Source organism: Gemmatimonadaceae bacterium (genome assembly GCA_030647905.1).
In the GTDB taxonomy this organism is placed as follows: domain Bacteria; phylum Gemmatimonadota; class Gemmatimonadetes; order Gemmatimonadales; family Gemmatimonadaceae; genus UBA4720.
Genome location: JAUSJA010000023.1, coordinates 12,590 through 29,215, shown reverse-complemented (window position 1 = coordinate 29,215; position 16,626 = coordinate 12,590). Strand labels below are relative to the sequence as shown.

The following is a 16,626-nucleotide window of genomic DNA, read 5'->3' as shown; positions in this document are numbered from 1 at the left end:
CGCCACGGTTACAGTCAGAGCGCGCGGCGCTGCCGGAAGCGAGAAGAAATTCCAGGCGGTCGCGAGGATCGACACGCCGGAGGAGATGAGCTACTACAGGCACGGCGGAATTCTCCCGTACGTGCTGAGGCAGCTGGCCAGCAAATCGCACGGGTAACTGGGCACAGTCCTCGCGTACCTGCGCCCGGTCGGAAGATGGAGGGCGGCGTGATCGGCAACCTCTCATAGCGGGCAACCCAGTATCAGGAAATTCATGTTGGTTCCGCCTCGCAACGTCGAACGTCGCGAGGCGGAACGCCCCGAGCGGGAATATGAGCTGACGAGGTCGGCCAAGCTCAAGAGTTTTGTCCGCGAGCTTGGTCCAGGGCTCGTTACGGGAGCCGCCGACGACGATCCATCCGGGATCGCGACCTACTCGCAGGCGGGCGCCGCATTTGGGTACGGTCTCCTCTGGACTGCTCTCATAACACTGCCGCTGATGACCGCCGTGCAGCTAATGTGCGCGCGCATCGGCCTTGTGACGAGACATGGACTCGCCGCGGTACTGCGTGAGCACTATTCGCGGTGGCTGCTCTGGTTTGCCTGCCTGCTGCTATTCACCGCCAACACCATCAACATCGCTGCCGACCTGGGCGGTATGGCCGCCGCCGCCCGGATGTTGAGCGGCTTCCCCGCCGTGTGGTTCGTGCCTGCGTTCACGCTGCTCATTCTCGTGCTGTTGATCTTTGGGTCGTATAGATCCATGACCCGGGTGTTCAAGTGGCTCACGCTGGTGCTGTTCGCTTACGTCATTGCGGGATTCGTGGCGAACCCCGACTGGGACACCGTTCTGGGGGAAGTGATTCGCCCAAGGATCGTGTTCTCCCGTGACTACCTCCTGACCTTCGTCGCGATCCTGGGCACCACTATCTCTCCATACCTCTTCTTCTGGCAGGCCGCCCAGAACGCAGAGCAGGAAGAGTACATCGAGAAGAAGATCGAAGGGCGCCCGAGACGCGCTCTGCAGCGAGAGCTCAGAGCATCACAACGGGATGTCGTCACGGGCATGTTCATCTCGAACCTGATCATGTTTTTCATCGTGCTCACAGCCGGTGCCACTCTTCACCAGGCTGGGCAAACTGACATCCAGACGGCGGAACAAGCGGCGGCGGCTCTCCGGCCGCTTGCTGGAAATGCCGCCTATTTGCTCTTCACGCTCGGACTGGTCGGGACGGGAATGCTCGCTGTCCCGGTACTGGCCGGCTCCGCGGCGTACGCGCTCGCCGAGGCGGGAGCATGGAATCGGGGAATGAGCGAGAAAATGCACGACGCCCGCAATTTTTACGGCGTCATTGTGGTGGCGATGTTGATCGGGATGGCGCTCAACTTCGCCCACCTGAACGCCGTGAAACTGCTGTTCTGGACCGCCGTCATCAACGGATTGCTCGCACCGCCTCTCATCGTGATCCTTCTTTTCGTCTGCAATAATCCGCGAGTGATGGGGGAGCACCGCAACGGCTGGAAGCTCAATCTGTTCGGCATCCTCGCGGCAGTGCTGATGACCTTCGCGGGGTTGGCGCTCGCTTTCTCCTGGCTCAGGTCCTCATGACGGGAATAAGACTTCCAAGGGGCGCGCAAACGGTTAACCTTTCCTGCATGTCCTCCGCATTCACCGTCGGGTTGATTCAGGAATCGGTCACGAGTGACACCGAGCGAAATGTCGCGCACGCGGTGGAATTCGGTTGCGCTCGCGCTCGCCGGTGTGGCGACCATCGTCAACCCCTACGGCCCGTATATCTACAAGGAAGTTTTCTCCGCCGTAACGAGCTCATCGCTCGCCAACAACATGGCGGAATTCCTGCCCCCCAATTTTCAGGATGCCGGGCAGTGGCCGTTCCTGCTCGCAATCCTTGGTACCGTCGCGTTATTCTCGATGGGCACCCGGAGAATCCAGCTCCCCTGGCCGGCCTGGAAACGTAAGTGTTCCCTGTTCAACGAGTTCGCGCGACTCGATCCCGGCTCACGTGTCGGAATCCTGGCCGTTCCTACGGCTATTCTGCTCTTGTGGCTCGGGCTGAACCGCGGCCAAATGGCCGGGCTGACAGTCATTCCTGACAGGTTCAGCCCCAAGGCGTTTCCCACCGAGGCGGTCTCGAGAGCCCGCGCGGCGAGCCTGCCGGGCCGCGTGTTCGACGCATGGGGCTGGGGCGGCTATATAATGTATGCCTGGCCCGAAGCCCGGCTTCACGTAGATCCCCTCAAGTTCAATGCTGTTACCATTGCCCCCAAAGCCTGATCACTTCCGAATGGCCACTCCTTATCCAGTCCAGAATCCCCTGAGCCGGTTCAACCGGCTCTATGCCCAGGCACAGAAGCTGGATCGTGCCCTCCTCCCCGATCCCAACGCGATGTCCCTCGCCACCGTGGGCATGAGCGGGAATCCATCGGTACGCACTGTACTGATGAAGGAAGTGGACGAGCGCGGCTTCGTCTTCTATACCAACCTCGAGAGTCGGAAGGGGCGCGAGCTGCGCACTCGTCCCGTCGCGTCCATCTGCTTCCATTGGGCGGCTCTCGAAGTGCAAGTTTGCGCCGAAGGCCCCGCGTCCCTCGTCAGCGACGAGGAGGCCGACGCTTATTTCGCGACCCGGCCGCGCGAGAGCCAGATCGGAGCGTGGGCATCCATCCAGAGCCAGCCGATCGAGCACGCCAGCGATCTCGAAATCCGGATTCAGGAGTTCGAGGAAAAGTTCGAGGGGCGCGAAGTGACGCGGCCGCCGTTCTGGTCCGGATTCCGGCTGCGCCCGTCACGGATCGAGTTCTGGAAAGCCCGCCCTGGCCGTCTCCACGAGCGACATCTCTACACGAGAAGCGGCGAGAGCTGGACGATGGAGACGCTCTATCCCTAGCTCTATCCCTGGCTCTATCCCTGGCTCTACCCCTGGACGGTACCGAATCGGGATCGCATGCCCTAAACTTTCGGCATGACGATGACGCGCACTCCGCCGGTGACCGAATCCGGTGCAGACGAAGCATGGAGCATTGATTCGGCCCGCACCCTCTACAACATCGAGGGATGGGGTATCGGATACTTCGATATCAACGCCAAGGGACACGTCGTCGTCCGCCCCGACGCCGATAATCCCGCGCGCGAGCTCGACCTCTTCGAGCTGGCCAACGACCTCGAGGCGCAGGGCGTAGGGCTGCCCCTGCTGCTGCGATTCTCCGACATTCTCTGCTCACGCATCGAGTCGCTCACCGAGCGGTTCGCCCGCGCCATCAGCGAGTACGAGTACACCGGCGCATACACGACGGTCTATCCGATCAAGGTCAATCAGCAGAGACACGTCGTCGAGGAGATAGTCGAGTTCGGCAAAGCGTCCGGCGTTGGCCTCGAATGCGGAAGCAAGCCGGAGCTCCAGGCCGTTCTCGCCCTTGCGGAGCACACCGATCACCTCATCGTCTGCAACGGTTACAAGGACGAGGAGTTCATGCGCCTCGCCCTGATGGGGCAGAAGCTCGGGCACAAGGTGTTCATCGTGCTCGAGCAGCTAAGCGAAGTAGACGTCCTGCTCAAGGTCGCCGACGAGCTCGGCGTCACTCCGACCGCCGGCGTTCGCATCAAGCTTCACTCCGAAGGCTCGGGACGCTGGGCCAGGAGCGGCGGCGAAAAGTCCAAGTTCGGACTCGGCACCGCGCAGCTCGTGAAGCTCGTGGACCGTCTTCGCGATGCTGGGCGTCTCGACGTCCTCAAGCTCATCCATTTCCACCTCGGCTCGCAGATCACGGACATCCGCTACATCAAGGCGGGACTCCAGGAGATCTCGCGCTATTACGCCGAGCTGCGCTCGATGGGCGTGGATGTGACCCACGTTGATGTCGGCGGTGGACTGGGTGTGGATTACGACGGGTCATGCTCCACGTCTCAGGCGAGCGTCAACTACTCGCTGCAGGAGTACGCCAACGACGTCGTGTACACGCTCGCCGAGTCGTGCCGCGAGCTCGAGCTTCCGATGCCGCACATCATCAGCGAGTCGGGACGCGCGCTCACCGCTCATCACGCGCTGCTGCTGCTGAGCGTGATTGACGTGGAGTCGCAGGCCGACAATGTCATGCCGACGCTGGACGACGAGGACCACGCGTTCCTCCACGAGATGGAGGAGGATTACAAGGCGGTCAGCACGCGGCGCGTTCGCGAGGTCTATCACGATGCGACGTTCGCCAAGGATCGTTCGCAGGAGCTGTTCAACAGCGGCGTGCTCACGCTGCGCGAGCGTGCGCTCGCGGAGCAGATCTACATCGCCACCATCACCGCCGTGGCGCGTCTCGCGCAGCAGGACAGGGAAGAGTACGCCGACATCATCGAGGATCTCGAGGCGACGCTGACGGATCGCTACTTCTGCAACTTCTCGCTGTTCCAGTCGCTGCCCGACAGCTGGGCGATCGACCAGCTATTTCCGGTAATGCCAATTCACCGACTCGATGAAGAGCCGACGCGCAACGGAACGATCCAGGACGTGACGTGCGACTCTGATGGAAAGATCGAGAGATTCATCGGCGGAAGAACGTCGCGCCCGAGCCTCCCGCTGCACCCGTTCACCGACGGTGAGCAGTACATCCTCGGCATCTTTCTGACGGGTGCATACCAGGAGATACTGGGCGATCTGCACAATCTGTTCGGTGATACGAACGCGGTGCACATCCGTCTCTCGGAGAACGGGTACGAAGTGGCGGAGCTGGTGCACGGCGACACAGTGACGGAGGTTCTCGCCTACGTTCAGTACCGCGCATCCGACCTGCTGGCGACGTTCCGAAGGAAGGTTGCGGCGGCAACGGGCATCACGCGCCAGGAGGCGAACGCTTTCATCGCCGACTACGTCGCCGGCCTCGAGGGTTACACGTACCTCGAGGGGGAAGCCGCGCGTTAAGAACCGCTACCAGTTACCTGTTACCCGCTACCCGTAACGGGCAGCGGGCAGCGGGCAGCGGGCAGCGGGCAGCGGGCAGCGGGCAGCGGTTCTCGAATTACCGCGCGAACTCAGCCTCCACATCCGCCCAGTTCACGACGTTCCACCATGCCGAGATATAGTCCGGGCGCCTGTTCTGGTAACGCAGATAGTAGGCGTGCTCCCAGACGTCGAGGCCGAGGATCGGAGCGGACTTGCCGTCCATGAGGGGGTTGTCCTGATTCGGTGTGCTCGTGATTGACAGCTTGCCGCCGTCGTTGAGGAGCCACACCCAGCCCGAACCGAAACGGCCGGCGCCGGCTGCCGCCCACTGCTCCCTGAACTTGTCGAAGCTGCCGAATGAACCGTTGATCGCGCGGCCGATCTCGCCTCCTGGCTGCCCCCCGGCGTTCGGCGCCATCCACTTCCAGAACATCGAATGGTTCCAGTGTCCCCCGCCGTTGTTGCGAACGGCCATGCGTACGGCCTCGGGCACTCCGTTGATCCCGGTGAGCAGATCGTCCAGCGATTTGGTCGCCAGCTCGGGCGCCTTCTCGATCGCCGCGTTCAGGTTGTTGACGTACGCCTGATGATGCTTGCCATGATGGATCTGCATCGTGGCCGTGTCGATGTGCGGCTCCAGCGAATCGAAGCCGTACGGCAGATCGGGAAGTTGGAATGCCATTGTGGTGCTCCTTGGTTAGTTCGCCGCCGGGGCAGGCTTGCTGCGCTCGCGCCACCAGCTGATGATGCCCGGCAGAATTGACACGAAGATCACGACCAGCACGAGAATCTCGATGTGTTGGTCTATTCCCGGAATATACGTGCCCAGGAAATACCCGGTGAACAGCATGCTCCATACCCAGAATACGGTGCCGAGCACGCTGATGACGAGAAACTGCATATACGGCATCCGCCCGACTCCCGCCACCACCGGCGAGAACGTCCGGACGATCGGAATGAACTGCGCGAGGATGATCGCCTTGCGGCCGTGCCGCGCGTAGAACTCCTGCGCCCGGTACACGTGCTTCTTGTTGAACAACAGCGAGTCCTCGCGAGTAAATATCCTCGGGCCGGTCATCCGGCCGATCAGATAACCCATCGAATTGCCGGCGGCGGCCGCAATATTGAGAAGCAGGCCGAGCAGGTAGACGTTGAGCAATCCGCGCGCGGAGACCAGGCCTGCGGTGACGAGCAGCGAATCTCCCGGCAGGAAAAAGCCGATGAGAAGCCCGGTCTCGGCGAACACGATTCCGGTGAGTCCGAAGTATCCGGCCCACTTTATGAGAGCGGGAAGATCCGAGAGATTGGCGAAGAGCTCGCGAAGCTGGTCCATGAAGCCGTTGTGAGGGGAAATGCAGGATAGGAGAAGGTCAAGTTCAACTTTTGGACATCCGCGGTCAACCTTGACGGAGCTCGCAGCGAGCGTGCCGGAGCCGGCGCGCAGCCGCTGGCACCGCAAGGGCTTGTCGCGGAAGGCGGAGGGAAGATTCAATGTTGCTTCGTCCATTCTGATCTGTCTCATCGCGTTCGGCTGGTCGTGGTCCATCGCCAACGCGCGCGACGAGATAGTGGAAGGCGCGCCGGCCGCGACCGGCATCATCACGCGCGCGCTCACCGATTCGCGCTCGCCCACGGTCGCCTATCTCACCGACGCCGCCCTCGACTTCGTGAATCCGCTGCGGGGCGAGAGCGGGAAGCTCAAAGCCAGCGTACAGCAGCCGGGCGAGACGCTCCCCGTGGACACCCTTCCTCATGGTGTGGTCGCCACATTCTCCTCCGGCGCGAAGGCGGAGTCCACGGCGGTCCTTGCCGCGCCCCGCGGCACCGGGATCTGGTCGCTCGGCATCGCCATGGGGAATGCCATCCGTCCGATCGCCGACTTCTCGATCATCACGCTCAAACCCGCTTCCGCAAAGCAGGGCGGCCGGATCGGGCTCTACTATATCGGAAACTGGCCACGGATGACGCGGACGGCGAAGGCGCGATACGACGCCCCCAGCGGTTTCATCGAGGTCACGCCGCAGACGCAGGACACACAGCTCTCCGACCACTTCGAGCTTCGGGACTTCTTTCCCCACGACCAGCAGAACGTCTGGCCAAAATACATCGTCGTGGACATGAAGGTCGTGGACAAGCTCGAGCTCGTGGTCGCCGAGCTCGAGACGCAGGGCATTCCCGCGAAAGGTGTCAGGGTCCTGAGCGGCTTCCGCACGCCCCAGTACAACCGCGCCAGAGGCGACCCGCGCGGGCGCGCGTCGCTCAGCCGCCACATGTACGGGGATGCGGCCGACATATTCATTGATAACAACGGAGACGGCAACATGGACGACCTGAACCATGACGGCCGGGTCAATATCAACGACTCCCGGGTCATCCTGGCAGCGGCAATTCGCGTCGAAGCGGCACACCCTTCGCTGATAGGAGGGGTTGGGATATACCCGGGCACTTCCGCCCATGGGCCGTTCACTCATATTGACACGCGCGGATATCCCGCGCGCTGGATCGGAACCGGAGACAACTAATGGATGAAGCGACGACTATAGTGGCAGCCCACAGCGCCCCCGACTCGCCAGAGGGACAAGGCTCGCCAAAACCTTACCGCGCCGACCCCTCCATGCCGGTGCGATCGGCCGATCTTGAGCCGTACACCGGGCTCGGCTATCTGTCCAAGCTGTTCAAGCTCATGGCGGCTGTGCTTCTGCTGCTGCTCCTTTCGGAGATCGTGACGGGACTCATCGCGCAGGGAACAGCCGCGATTCCGACCCTGCTCGGCGAGATCAGCCGGCTCGTCGTGCTCGCCGGGCTTCTGTATGGAAGCGGAGATCTCGCCCTCCTGCTGATTGACATCGGACACGACATTCGTGCGATGCGCATACTGCTCGGCAGGCAGGCGTTGCACGAGGATACAGGGAAGCGGGATCCCGCCAGGTCCGTGGATCACGCACCGCGGTGACATCGCGGCGCGCCTCCGCGCGCCGGTACGACAGTTGCCGTTAGCGTGATCACTCCGCGGAGTCGCGGAACAACCCTTACTGAGGATTCGTCAATGCTCTGGACGATCGCGATGGTTCTGCTGATCCTGTGGATACTCGGTTTCTTTGTGGTTAACGTCGGCGGCTCACTCATTCATATTCTGCTCGTGATCGCCGTCATCGTCGTCATCTACCGCCTCGTCACTGGCAGGCCAGTAGTCTGACCGCATGACTTGCCGGCTCTTCGTGCGACCCACTTGAAGCGCGAAGGGCCGGCGCTCGCATGAGCGCATCCCGCCTGTCGGCGGTTCGCGTGGTACTGTTCGAGCCGCAGGATCCCATCAACATCGCCGCCACCATCCGCGCGATGAAGAACATGGGCGTCAGCCGCCTTCGGCTCGTGCGCCCCGTGGCGTACGATCCCTCCAGGCTCATCGGTGTCGCGCACGATACGCAGGAGATCATTGACGCCGTCGAGCATTTCGACGATCTCGAAAGCGCGGTCTCCGACTGCGTGCGCATCTCCGGGTTCACGGCGCGCCGCCGCGCCGCGAAGCGCGAGATTCTCACTCCCGCGCAGGCCGCTGGTGATCTGCTCGGCTTCTCGGATCAGGGAAGCGTCGCTCTCGTATTCGGCAGGGAAGACAAGGGGCTTCCGAACGAGGCGCTCGATCTCGCGCACACGGTCGTCACCATTCCGACCACCGCACACGCATCGTTGAATCTCGCCCAGGCAGTACTCATCGGATTGTACGAGTTGCATGTGGCCGCCGCCGACGCCACGCGCCGTCTCGCTCCGCCAAGAAAAGTCGCCGACCCGCCGACGAGCGGGAAATTCGATCTCTTCTTTGCCGACGCGCACCGCGCGCTCGCTGAGATCAGGTTCTTCCAGACGCGAAACGACGAGCACGTGATGAGGTCGCTGAGGTCGGTCCTGTTCCGGGCAGCACCGGATGGCAGGGAGCTCGACTTGTTGCGGGCGATGGCGATCGAAGTACTCCGCACCATCGAGCGCGAGAGGCGCGCGTGATGACTTGCGGTTGAAATCTCGCGTGGCCATTTTAACCCCACGTTCCGGCTTTGTGAAACTCTTCACAAAGCCGTTCATTATTACTCGCCTTTCAGATTGCCGATGAAACCGCAGGGGAAATGGCTCGCCATCCCGGGCCTCCTTACTCTGGCCGCCGCCGCTGCATTGCTGTCGGCCTATGCCGGCGCAAGCTCGTCTCAGGGAAACGCCCCAGCGCAGCCGGTAAGCTTTCAGCATACGCTGCACGCGGGCGGCAATCTCAAATTGAACTGCGTTTACTGTCACTTCTCGGCGACGAAGTCACCCGATCCCGGACTTCCCGCCGTAGGGACGTGCATGGGATGCCACACCGTGATCCGCACCGACAAGCCCGAGGTTCAGAAGCTGGCCGGCTTCTGGAACAGGAAGCAGCCGGTGCCATGGGTCCGCATCCACAAGCTCCCGGAATACGTCCACTTCCCGCACATGCGCCACGTGAACGCTGGCGTTGCATGCCAGACATGTCACGGCGACGTCCAGAACATGAAGCAGGTCTATCAGCAGAACTCGCTGAACATGGGCTGGTGCATAAACTGCCACGTCGGACGCTCCAATCCTCCGCTCAAGGCGCGCTACGACTGCGCGATATGCCACTACTGATGCGCACCAATCACAACACGATCTGCGGTCGCCGGAATGAGCACTGAGACAACGCCTTCCGGTGTAAGGCGCCGCGAATTCCTCAAAGTCGTCGGCGCCACGACCGCGGCGACGACCATGATCGGATGCACGTCCGAGAAGATCGAAAAGCTCATACCGTATCTGGTGTCGCCGGACGAGACCGTCCCCGGCGTCTCCACCTACTATGCCACGACCTGCCGCGAATGCTCCACCGGATGTGGCGTGATCGCCGAAACCAGGGACGGGCGCGCAATCAAGCTGGAAGGCAATCCCGCGCACCCGCTCAATCGCGGCGCCCTTTGCGCCCGCGGACAGGCGGCGCTGCAGGGTCTGTACAACCCTGACCGCTATCGCGGTCCGATGGTGCGCCGCAACGGCCGCCTCGAGCCGACTACCTGGGACGAAGCGTTGAAGCTCTTCGGCCAGAAGCTGGCCGAGGTGAGGGGCAATGCTGCGAACGCGGTGTTCGTCAACCGCCACGAGTCGGGAAGCTTTCCCGGATTTCTCAACGGCTGGCTCGGCAGCATGGGGATGCCCTCGGCCCTGAGCATGGATCCGGATGTGGATTTCGCGGCGGTGTCCGCCAACAAGCAGTCGTACGGAGTGGCGTGGCCGCGCCTCGACTTCTCCGTAACGAAGCTGATCGTGTCGTTCGGCGCGGACTTCCTCGACGGATGGGGAGCCAGCGTTCCGCAGCAGCTCGATTTCGCCGATGCGCGCGCCAGGCTCAAAGGCGCACCCCGCCTGGTATATGTCGGCCCGCGCCGCACTCTCACCGGTCTCAACGCTGACCAGTGGATTGATGCGCGCCCCGGCTCCGAGCTGGCCATCGTTCAGATGCTGGCCGGCTCGGTCACGCCGCAGCAGGCCGCCCAGGAAAGTGGCGTCGCGTCAAAGGTGTTGGCAGCATTGCAGGCCGAATTCTCCGCGACTAAGCCGAACATGGTTGTTGCAGGCGGCGGCTCGCCGCGCGGCATCGAGCTCTGCCTCGCCGCGAACGCGCTGAATCAGGCGCAAGGCAATACCGGCGTCACGATCAAGACGGCTGACGCAATCAACAGCTTCGAGGGAATTGATTCGCCGTCGCAGCTCCGCGCGCTCGCGCAGCGGATGCAGGCCGGCTCGGTTCCTCTTCTCATGGTCCGCGGAGTCAATCCCGCGTACACCATGCCGAAATCGTCCGGCTTCGCGGCGGCGATGGCGAAAGTTCCGTTCAAGGTGAGCTTCTCGTCGATCCCCGACGAGACGAGCGCGATGGCCGACCTCGTCCTTCCCGACAACCACTCGCTCGAGAGCTGGGGCGACGCCGAGCCGGTTCGTGGAACGCTGTCGCTGCAGCAGCCGACGATGGATCCGGTGTTCGACACGCGCGCGACCGCCGATGTCATTATCGCGGTATCGAAGAGCGGCGTCCAGGCGAGCAGCTCACCCGATTACAGGTCGACGCTGATTTCGAAATTCCCCGGTGGTGCGGCCGGTCTTGCGGCGGCGCTGCCCGGAGGAATGGCGAGCGGTTCGACGTCGAGTGGCGCCACGCCCCGCGTGGTTCCGCCGCCAGTCGCCGCCGCTGCGTCGAATGGTGACTTCTTCCTCCATGTGTATCCGCATCCGGTGCTCGGCACCGGCGACGGCGCCAACAAGCCATGGCTTCAGGAGCTGCCTGATCCGGTCACCAAGATCGCGTGGCAGACGGTGGCGGAGATTCACCCGTCCACCGCCAGGCGCCTCGGCGTCGAGAACGGCGATCACGTGACGGTCGAGACGTCTGCTGGACGACTCTCACTTCCCGTGTACGTCTATCTCGGGATTCGTCCAGACACGGTAGCGGTAGCCGCCGGGCGCGGACACTCCGCTGCCGCGGGACGTTATGCGAAGGCGGGTCAGAACGCATTCGATCTGCTTCCGTATTCGGAGGATCTATCCGGGGCGGTCGCTCTTGGCTCGGCGAAGGCGAAGTTAACGAAGGATGGCGAGTTCTCGCGCCTCGTGACGACCGAAGGCTCGGCGCGCCAGCATGGCCGCGGAATCGGACAGGCCATCATGGTCGCCGATCTTGGCGCCGCTGCCGGAGAGCACGGCGCCGAAGCCGCTCACCGAGCGGAGCCCGAATTTCCGGGTGACGCCAGCCATGAATTCCTCCCCGGGCTTCGCGCGCCGACGGCCTACGATGCGCAGGGCGAGCTCGGCGGTCCGGCGCTCAAGTCGATAGAAAAGGGGATGTACGATCCCAACCACTGGAGCGGAATGGCGAAGCGCCGGTGGGCGATGGCGATCGATCTTGCCCGCTGCACCGGCTGCTCGGCCTGCGTCATCGCGTGCTACGCGGAGAACAACATTCCGACCGTCGGCGCCGACTGGCAGGGACCACGCTTCCTCCCCGACAGAACAGGCTTTGGCTCGAACATCACGCGCAGCCGTGAGATGGCGTGGCTCCGTCTCGAGAGATACTTCGAGGGCGGGGAAGATGGGAGCGCCGATTTCGACACACGCTTCGTCCCGATGCTGTGCCAGCATTGCGGCAACGCCCCGTGCGAGCCGGTGTGTCCCGTGTACGCGACGTACCATTCGCCGGACGGACTCAACGTGCAGGTCTACAACCGCTGTGTCGGAACGCGCTATTGCTCCAACAACTGCCCGTACAAGGTCCGCTACTACACGTGGTTCGGATACGGCGAGCCTGAGCGGGCTCAGTACGCGTTCCCCGAGCCGTTGAACTGGCAGCTGAATCCCGACGTCACCGTCCGCGGCAAGGGCGTGATGGAGAAGTGTACGTTCTGCGTGCAGCGAATTCGCGACACGGAGAATCGTGCGGCGCTCGAGCACCGCGGCGTCGAGCCGGACGAATTCACGACCGCGTGCGCCGAGGCGTGCCCGTCGCGCGCGATCACGTTCGGTGACGCAGCCGACGAGCGATGGGCGGTGGCGAGTCTCGTGAAGGACGAGCGCGCGTACCATGTCTTCGAAGAACTCAACACATTCACCGCAGTGGTCTATCTGAAGAAAGTGAATCATCCCGGCGCAGGAGCGGCGTCAGCGGCTCCCGCGGCAGCGGCGGAAGGGGGTCACTGATGGCGACCATGGCCAGACCCCTCGGGCAGGACGAGCCCAGGCGTCCCAATATCGCGACGGCTGACGTACCGCTTCCCGCCGTAAAGGACTACGAGCAGGTCGATCGCGAGATCACCGGCACGCTGCATCCGACGGCGGCGTGGTTCATCGGACTCGGCGTCGCGATCCTGTTTGTCATCATCGGCGTTGCCGCCTGGATGTACCAGATCTACGAAGGCACCGGCGTAGCGGGCTACAACCCGCCGGTGATGTGGGGCGTGTACATCATCACCTTCGTGTTCTGGGTCGGTATCGGACACGCGGGCACGCTCATCTCCGCGATTCTGTATCTGTTCCGCGCCGGATTCCGAACGACGATCTACAGGTGCGCCGAAGCGATGACGGTGTTCGCCGTGATGACGGCGGGACTGTTCCCGATTCTCCACATGGGCCGTCCGTGGAAGTTCTTCTGGCTCATTCCGTATCCCAACTGGCGGTACCTCTGGCCGCAGTTCAAGAGTCCGCTGGTGTGGGACGTGTTCGCGATTCTCACGTACCTCACGGTGTCGTCCACGTTCCTGTACGTCGGATTGATCCCCGACATCGCGGTGCTGCGCGATCGCGAGAAGAACCCGATCCGCAGGCGCATCTACGGCGTTCTCTCGCTCGGCTGGCGGAACTCGGACCGTGAATGGCGCCATTTCGCACGGGCGTACCTGTTCCTCGCGGCGTTGTCGACACCGCTCGTGATCTCGGTGCACTCAGTCGTGTCGTTCGACTTCGCGATGGCGCTGACACCCGGATGGCACACGACGATCTTCCCGCCTTACTTCGTCGCCGGCGCCATCTTCTCCGGCATCGGGATGGTCTTCACGATCATCATCCCGCTCCGGAAGTGGTTCGGCCTCAGGCATTACGTGACGATCAACCATCTCGACGCGGCCGCCAAGCTCTGCCTTTTCACGTCGCTCCTCGTTGGATGCGCGTACATGACGGAGTGGTTCGTTGCGTGGTACAGCGGCAACGAGGTCGAGCAGGCCTTCTTCGCCGAGCGCATCTGGGGCCAGTGGTGGTGGGCGTCGGCGATTCTCTACACGTGCAACATGGTTCTGCCGCTCTCGCTCTTCAAACAGAGCCTGCGCCGCAATCCCACGTGGCTGTTCATCCTGTCGCTCACGATCAACATCGGCATGTGGTTCGAGCGGTTCGTCATCGTCGTGCCTTCGCAGACGCACGAGTTCGAGCCATGGCAGTGGACGGGCTACATGCCGACGTGGTGTGACTACGCGATCCTCTGCGGAAGCTTCGGCTGGTTCTCGATGTGGTTCCTGCTGTTCATCAAGCAGCTGCCGGTGATCGCCATCGCCGAGGTGAAGGAAATCATTCCTCCGAAGCTGAGGCAGCAGCATGACCACGGAATAGACAGCGCCGGGCGTCACCTCGAGTTCGAGCCCGCGACTCCCGGGGAGGACGCCTGATGTCTGGAGTCATTGGAGCATTCCGGCACCTCGATTCCGCGGTGGACGCGATCGAAGCGCTGAAGAAGGAGAAGATCGGAGAGGTGACGGTGTATTCGCCGACTCCGCGACACGAGCTGGAGCACGCGATCGATGCCGGCCCGAGCCCGGTGCGACGATTCACGCTGATTGGCGGGCTGTTAGGCGCGACATGCGGCTACTGGATCGCGATCTGGGCATCCGATTACTGGCCCCTCGTCGTCGGCGGAAAGGCCGTCGCTTCCTGGGTGCCGTACACGATTTTCGGTTTCGAGGTGATGGTGCTCTTCGGTGCGCTCGCAACCGTGCTCGGACTGCTGATCAACTCGCGTGTTCCGCGGCTGACGATGACGGTTGGATACGACGCGAGATTCAGCGGCGGCGATTACGGCATCTGGGTGGAGTGTCCGCCCGAGCGCGCTTCAGCGGCCGAGTTGCTTCTCAGAAATCACGGAGCCGTGGAGGTGCGCGGTGAGCGCTAGGCTTCGCGGAATCCTGATGCTCGCGCCGGTGCTGCTCGGCGCGACCGGCTGCGAATGGTTCACCGACTTCAAGCGGCAGCCGTCGCTATGGACGTGGGAGCCGGTGAAGGACAGTCTCACTCCGTCGCGCGGCAATCCGCAGTACTCCGTGCCGGTGAACGGCATGGCCGTCGCTGGCTTCCAGGTATCGTACGCGCAGCTTCCCGCCACCATAGACTCGATGGCGGGAATCCGGAATCCGCACCCGGTGACAGATGCGTCGCTGGTGAACGGGCGGAAGTATTTCCAGATCAACTGCGCCGCGTGTCATGGCGATGCGGGAATGGGCGATGGGCCGACGACGAAGTTCGGCATGCCGGGCATCAACCTCATGACCGATGTCACGAAGGCGCGGACTGACGGATACATCTTCGGCATAATCCGCAACGGGCGCGGCCTCATGCCACCTTACAACAGGATCGAAGAGCCAGACCGCTGGGATGTCGTGAATTACCTCAGGGGATTGCAGGGGTCGCTCGGACGAAAAGTGGAAACGGGCCCGCTTGCCGCGCCCGGCGTCACCGGCGACAAGCTTCCCGGCGTCACGCGCACCGCACCGACACGCCCCGCGCCGTTCGTGAATCCGCGTGGACGGATCGTCGGAGCGGTGACAGGAATTCCATCGACCGGGGAGAACAGACAGTGAGTCACGAACACATCCACGTGCCGACCCGCGATGAAGTTCTCGCCGGCACATCGCGCCCACTGCCGCGGTCCCTCTACACCATCTGCGTCGCGCTCGGGCTGATCGGCCTGCTCGTGTTCGTGGCCGGCGCGTTCATGGGTGTGGACCGGGTGTGGCAGGCGCTGCTCGTGAACTGGCTCTACTTCACGACGATCTCGTCGGCGGGTGTGATGTTCGTTGCGGTGCAGCGGATCACGACCGCGCGATGGTCACGCTCCATCATCCGGCTGCTCGAGGGGTACGTTGCGTTCCTCCCGGTTGCCTTCCTGCTGCTTATTCTCATCATCCTCGGAAGAAACCACATCTTCCCGTGGACGCACGAAGCGCTTCACGTGAGGGAAAAGCAGATCTACCTGAACGTCGGGTTTTTCATTCCGCGCGTGCTGATCGCGTTCGGAATAATTCTCGCGCTCAGCGCGTGGTACATATACACGACCGTGCGTCTCGATGTCGGTCACTCTCCCGAGGCCGGGGCAGGGTGGGCGAAGGGGCTTCGCGAGCGCATGCGGCGCGGGTTCCAGGACGAGCGTCGCGAGATCCACTCCACGCACTCGCTCCAGGGGCGGCTCGCCGTATTCCTCGGATTCGCGTTCGCATTCGGGTGGATCGTGCTTTCGTGGGACCTTTCGATGTCGCTCGATCCCCACTTTCAGAGCACGATGTACGGTTGGTGGGTGTTCATGGGCGGATGGGTCGCCGCGCTGGCAAGCTTCACGATTCTGACGATGGCGTGGCGGAAGTATCTCGACCGCTACGATCTCATTACGGAGAAGCATTTCCACGATCTCGGAAAGCTCTGCTTCGCGTTCACCGCGTTCTGGGGCTACCTCACGTTCGGCCAGTATCTCGTGATATGGTACGGCAACCTGGGAGAGGAGACGCACTGGGCGCGCCTCCGTCTCATTCAGCCGTGGCTTCCCTGGACGCTGACTGCGGTGACGCTGATGTTCGGACCGTTCTTCGGTCTCATGTCGCGCGCCGCGAAGGTGTACCTCCCGACGATGGCGCTGTTTGCGGGATTCACCGTGTTCGGCCTGTGGTTCCACAGATATCTCGAGATCTATCCGTCCATCTACCACGCGTCTGCCGACGTGCCGCTCGGCCTCTGGGAGATCGGCGTGACGCTCGGTTTCCTCGGTATCTGGGGCTTCTGCTACATGTCGTTCATGGACGCGTTCCCGCGCATGCGCGTGACGCTGATGACGTCGCCATTTCGGGACGAGGTGCAGGTTCCGGTGAACCCGAAGACGATGGAGCCGCTTCCCGCGCACGAGTAGTTGAGGGCG

At 62.8% G+C, this 16,626-nt stretch carries 16 protein-coding genes; 14 read left to right on the top strand and 2 right to left on the bottom strand.

The genetic code is table 11. The annotated features are described in order from the left end of the window. Nucleotides 1-253 precede the first annotated feature (253 nt). The 4 genes from Q7S20_04740 to speA all read left to right on the top strand — a co-directional run bounded on the left by Q7S20_04740 (nucleotide 254) and on the right by speA (nucleotide 4,907). Entirely contained in the window at nucleotides 254-1,588 is a 1,335-nt protein-coding gene (locus Q7S20_04740) for an Nramp family divalent metal transporter (protein MDO8501129.1), read from the top strand. 93 nt (nucleotides 1,589-1,681) lie between these two features. Further along, on the top strand, nucleotides 1,682-2,275 hold the full coding sequence (locus Q7S20_04735; protein ID MDO8501128.1) for a hypothetical protein: 594 nt from the start codon (nucleotides 1,682-1,684) through the stop codon (nucleotides 2,273-2,275). A 10-nt stretch (nucleotides 2,276-2,285) separates the two neighbouring features. After that, nucleotides 2,286-2,888, top strand: a complete 603-nt coding sequence (gene pdxH / locus Q7S20_04730; GenBank protein ID MDO8501127.1) for a pyridoxamine 5'-phosphate oxidase — start codon at nucleotides 2,286-2,288, stop codon at nucleotides 2,886-2,888. 75 nt (nucleotides 2,889-2,963) lie between these two features. Next, nucleotides 2,964-4,907: a biosynthetic arginine decarboxylase gene (speA, locus tag Q7S20_04725; GenBank protein MDO8501126.1), complete on the top strand. Its 1,944-nt coding sequence runs from the start codon at nucleotides 2,964-2,966 to the stop codon at nucleotides 4,905-4,907. 97 nt (nucleotides 4,908-5,004) lie between these two features. Here the strand turns inward: speA and Q7S20_04720 are convergent, their stop codons facing one another. After that, nucleotides 5,005-5,610, bottom strand: coding sequence for a superoxide dismutase (locus tag Q7S20_04720; GenBank protein MDO8501125.1), 606 nt, complete (start codon nucleotides 5,608-5,610; stop codon nucleotides 5,005-5,007). Between the two features lie 15 nt (nucleotides 5,611-5,625). After that, nucleotides 5,626-6,261 carry a VTT domain-containing protein gene (locus tag Q7S20_04715; GenBank protein MDO8501124.1) on the bottom strand — a complete coding sequence of 212 codons (636 nt, stop codon included), beginning with the start codon at nucleotides 6,259-6,261 and terminating at the stop codon, nucleotides 5,626-5,628. Between the two features lie 70 nt (nucleotides 6,262-6,331). Here Q7S20_04715 and Q7S20_04710 point away from each other — a divergent pair, with 70 nt between their 5' ends. From Q7S20_04710 to Q7S20_04665, 10 genes are all read left to right on the top strand, one after another. After that, nucleotides 6,332-7,450 (top strand): DUF882 domain-containing protein, encoded by a 1,119-nt coding sequence (locus tag Q7S20_04710; GenBank protein MDO8501123.1) that lies wholly within the window; start codon nucleotides 6,332-6,334, stop codon nucleotides 7,448-7,450. A gap of 92 nt (nucleotides 7,451-7,542) precedes the next feature. Then, on the top strand, nucleotides 7,543-7,881 hold the full coding sequence (locus Q7S20_04705) for a hypothetical protein (GenBank protein ID MDO8501122.1): 339 nt from the start codon (nucleotides 7,543-7,545) through the stop codon (nucleotides 7,879-7,881). A 93-nt stretch (nucleotides 7,882-7,974) separates the two neighbouring features. Continuing rightward, nucleotides 7,975-8,124, top strand: a complete 150-nt coding sequence (locus tag Q7S20_04700; protein ID MDO8501121.1) for a lmo0937 family membrane protein — start codon at nucleotides 7,975-7,977, stop codon at nucleotides 8,122-8,124. A 59-nt stretch (nucleotides 8,125-8,183) separates the two neighbouring features. Beyond that, the gene (locus Q7S20_04695) at nucleotides 8,184-8,930 is read left to right on the top strand and encodes a TrmH family RNA methyltransferase (GenBank protein ID MDO8501120.1); all 747 of its coding nucleotides are present in this window, start codon (nucleotides 8,184-8,186) and stop codon (nucleotides 8,928-8,930) included. 102 nt (nucleotides 8,931-9,032) lie between these two features. Further along, on the top strand, nucleotides 9,033-9,569 hold the full coding sequence (locus Q7S20_04690) for a cytochrome c3 family protein (GenBank protein MDO8501119.1): 537 nt from the start codon (nucleotides 9,033-9,035) through the stop codon (nucleotides 9,567-9,569). 36 nt (nucleotides 9,570-9,605) lie between these two features. Continuing rightward, nucleotides 9,606-12,659 (top strand): 4Fe-4S dicluster domain-containing protein, encoded by a 3,054-nt coding sequence (locus Q7S20_04685; protein ID MDO8501118.1) that lies wholly within the window; start codon nucleotides 9,606-9,608, stop codon nucleotides 12,657-12,659. After that, nucleotides 12,659-14,116, top strand: a complete 1,458-nt coding sequence (nrfD, locus tag Q7S20_04680; GenBank protein ID MDO8501117.1) for an NrfD/PsrC family molybdoenzyme membrane anchor subunit — start codon at nucleotides 12,659-12,661, stop codon at nucleotides 14,114-14,116. The genes Q7S20_04685 and nrfD overlap by 1 nt, the downstream gene beginning before the upstream one ends. Further along, entirely contained in the window at nucleotides 14,116-14,616 is a 501-nt protein-coding gene (locus Q7S20_04675) for a DUF3341 domain-containing protein (GenBank protein ID MDO8501116.1), read from the top strand. The genes nrfD and Q7S20_04675 overlap by 1 nt, the downstream gene beginning before the upstream one ends. After that, nucleotides 14,606-15,301: a cytochrome c gene (locus tag Q7S20_04670; protein MDO8501115.1), complete on the top strand. Its 696-nt coding sequence runs from the start codon at nucleotides 14,606-14,608 to the stop codon at nucleotides 15,299-15,301. Before Q7S20_04675 ends, Q7S20_04670 begins: the two co-directional genes overlap by 11 nt. Continuing rightward, nucleotides 15,298-16,617, top strand: coding sequence for a hypothetical protein (locus Q7S20_04665; GenBank protein ID MDO8501114.1), 1,320 nt, complete (start codon nucleotides 15,298-15,300; stop codon nucleotides 16,615-16,617). The genes Q7S20_04670 and Q7S20_04665 overlap by 4 nt, the downstream gene beginning before the upstream one ends. Nucleotides 16,618-16,626: the final 9 nt, after the last annotated feature.

Coding starts and splice junctions, on each gene's coding strand:
- Q7S20_04740 (MDO8501129.1), top strand. CDS start 254: ATGTTGGTTCCGCCTCGCAACGTCGAACGTCGCGAGGCGGAACGCCCC.
- pdxH (MDO8501127.1), top strand. CDS start 2,286: ATGGCCACTCCTTATCCAGTCCAGAATCCCCTGAGCCGGTTCAACCGG.
- speA (MDO8501126.1), top strand. CDS start 2,964: ATGACGATGACGCGCACTCCGCCGGTGACCGAATCCGGTGCAGACGAA.
- Q7S20_04720 (MDO8501125.1), bottom strand. CDS start 5,610: ATGGCATTCCAACTTCCCGATCTGCCGTACGGCTTCGATTCGCTGGAG.
- Q7S20_04715 (MDO8501124.1), bottom strand. CDS start 6,261: ATGGACCAGCTTCGCGAGCTCTTCGCCAATCTCTCGGATCTTCCCGCT.
- Q7S20_04705 (MDO8501122.1), top strand. CDS start 7,543: ATGCCGGTGCGATCGGCCGATCTTGAGCCGTACACCGGGCTCGGCTAT.
- Q7S20_04700 (MDO8501121.1), top strand. CDS start 7,975: ATGCTCTGGACGATCGCGATGGTTCTGCTGATCCTGTGGATACTCGGT.
- Q7S20_04695 (MDO8501120.1), top strand. CDS start 8,184: ATGAGCGCATCCCGCCTGTCGGCGGTTCGCGTGGTACTGTTCGAGCCG.
- Q7S20_04690 (MDO8501119.1), top strand. CDS start 9,033: ATGAAACCGCAGGGGAAATGGCTCGCCATCCCGGGCCTCCTTACTCTG.
- Q7S20_04685 (MDO8501118.1), top strand. CDS start 9,606: ATGAGCACTGAGACAACGCCTTCCGGTGTAAGGCGCCGCGAATTCCTC.
- nrfD (MDO8501117.1), top strand. CDS start 12,659: ATGGCGACCATGGCCAGACCCCTCGGGCAGGACGAGCCCAGGCGTCCC.
- Q7S20_04675 (MDO8501116.1), top strand. CDS start 14,116: ATGTCTGGAGTCATTGGAGCATTCCGGCACCTCGATTCCGCGGTGGAC.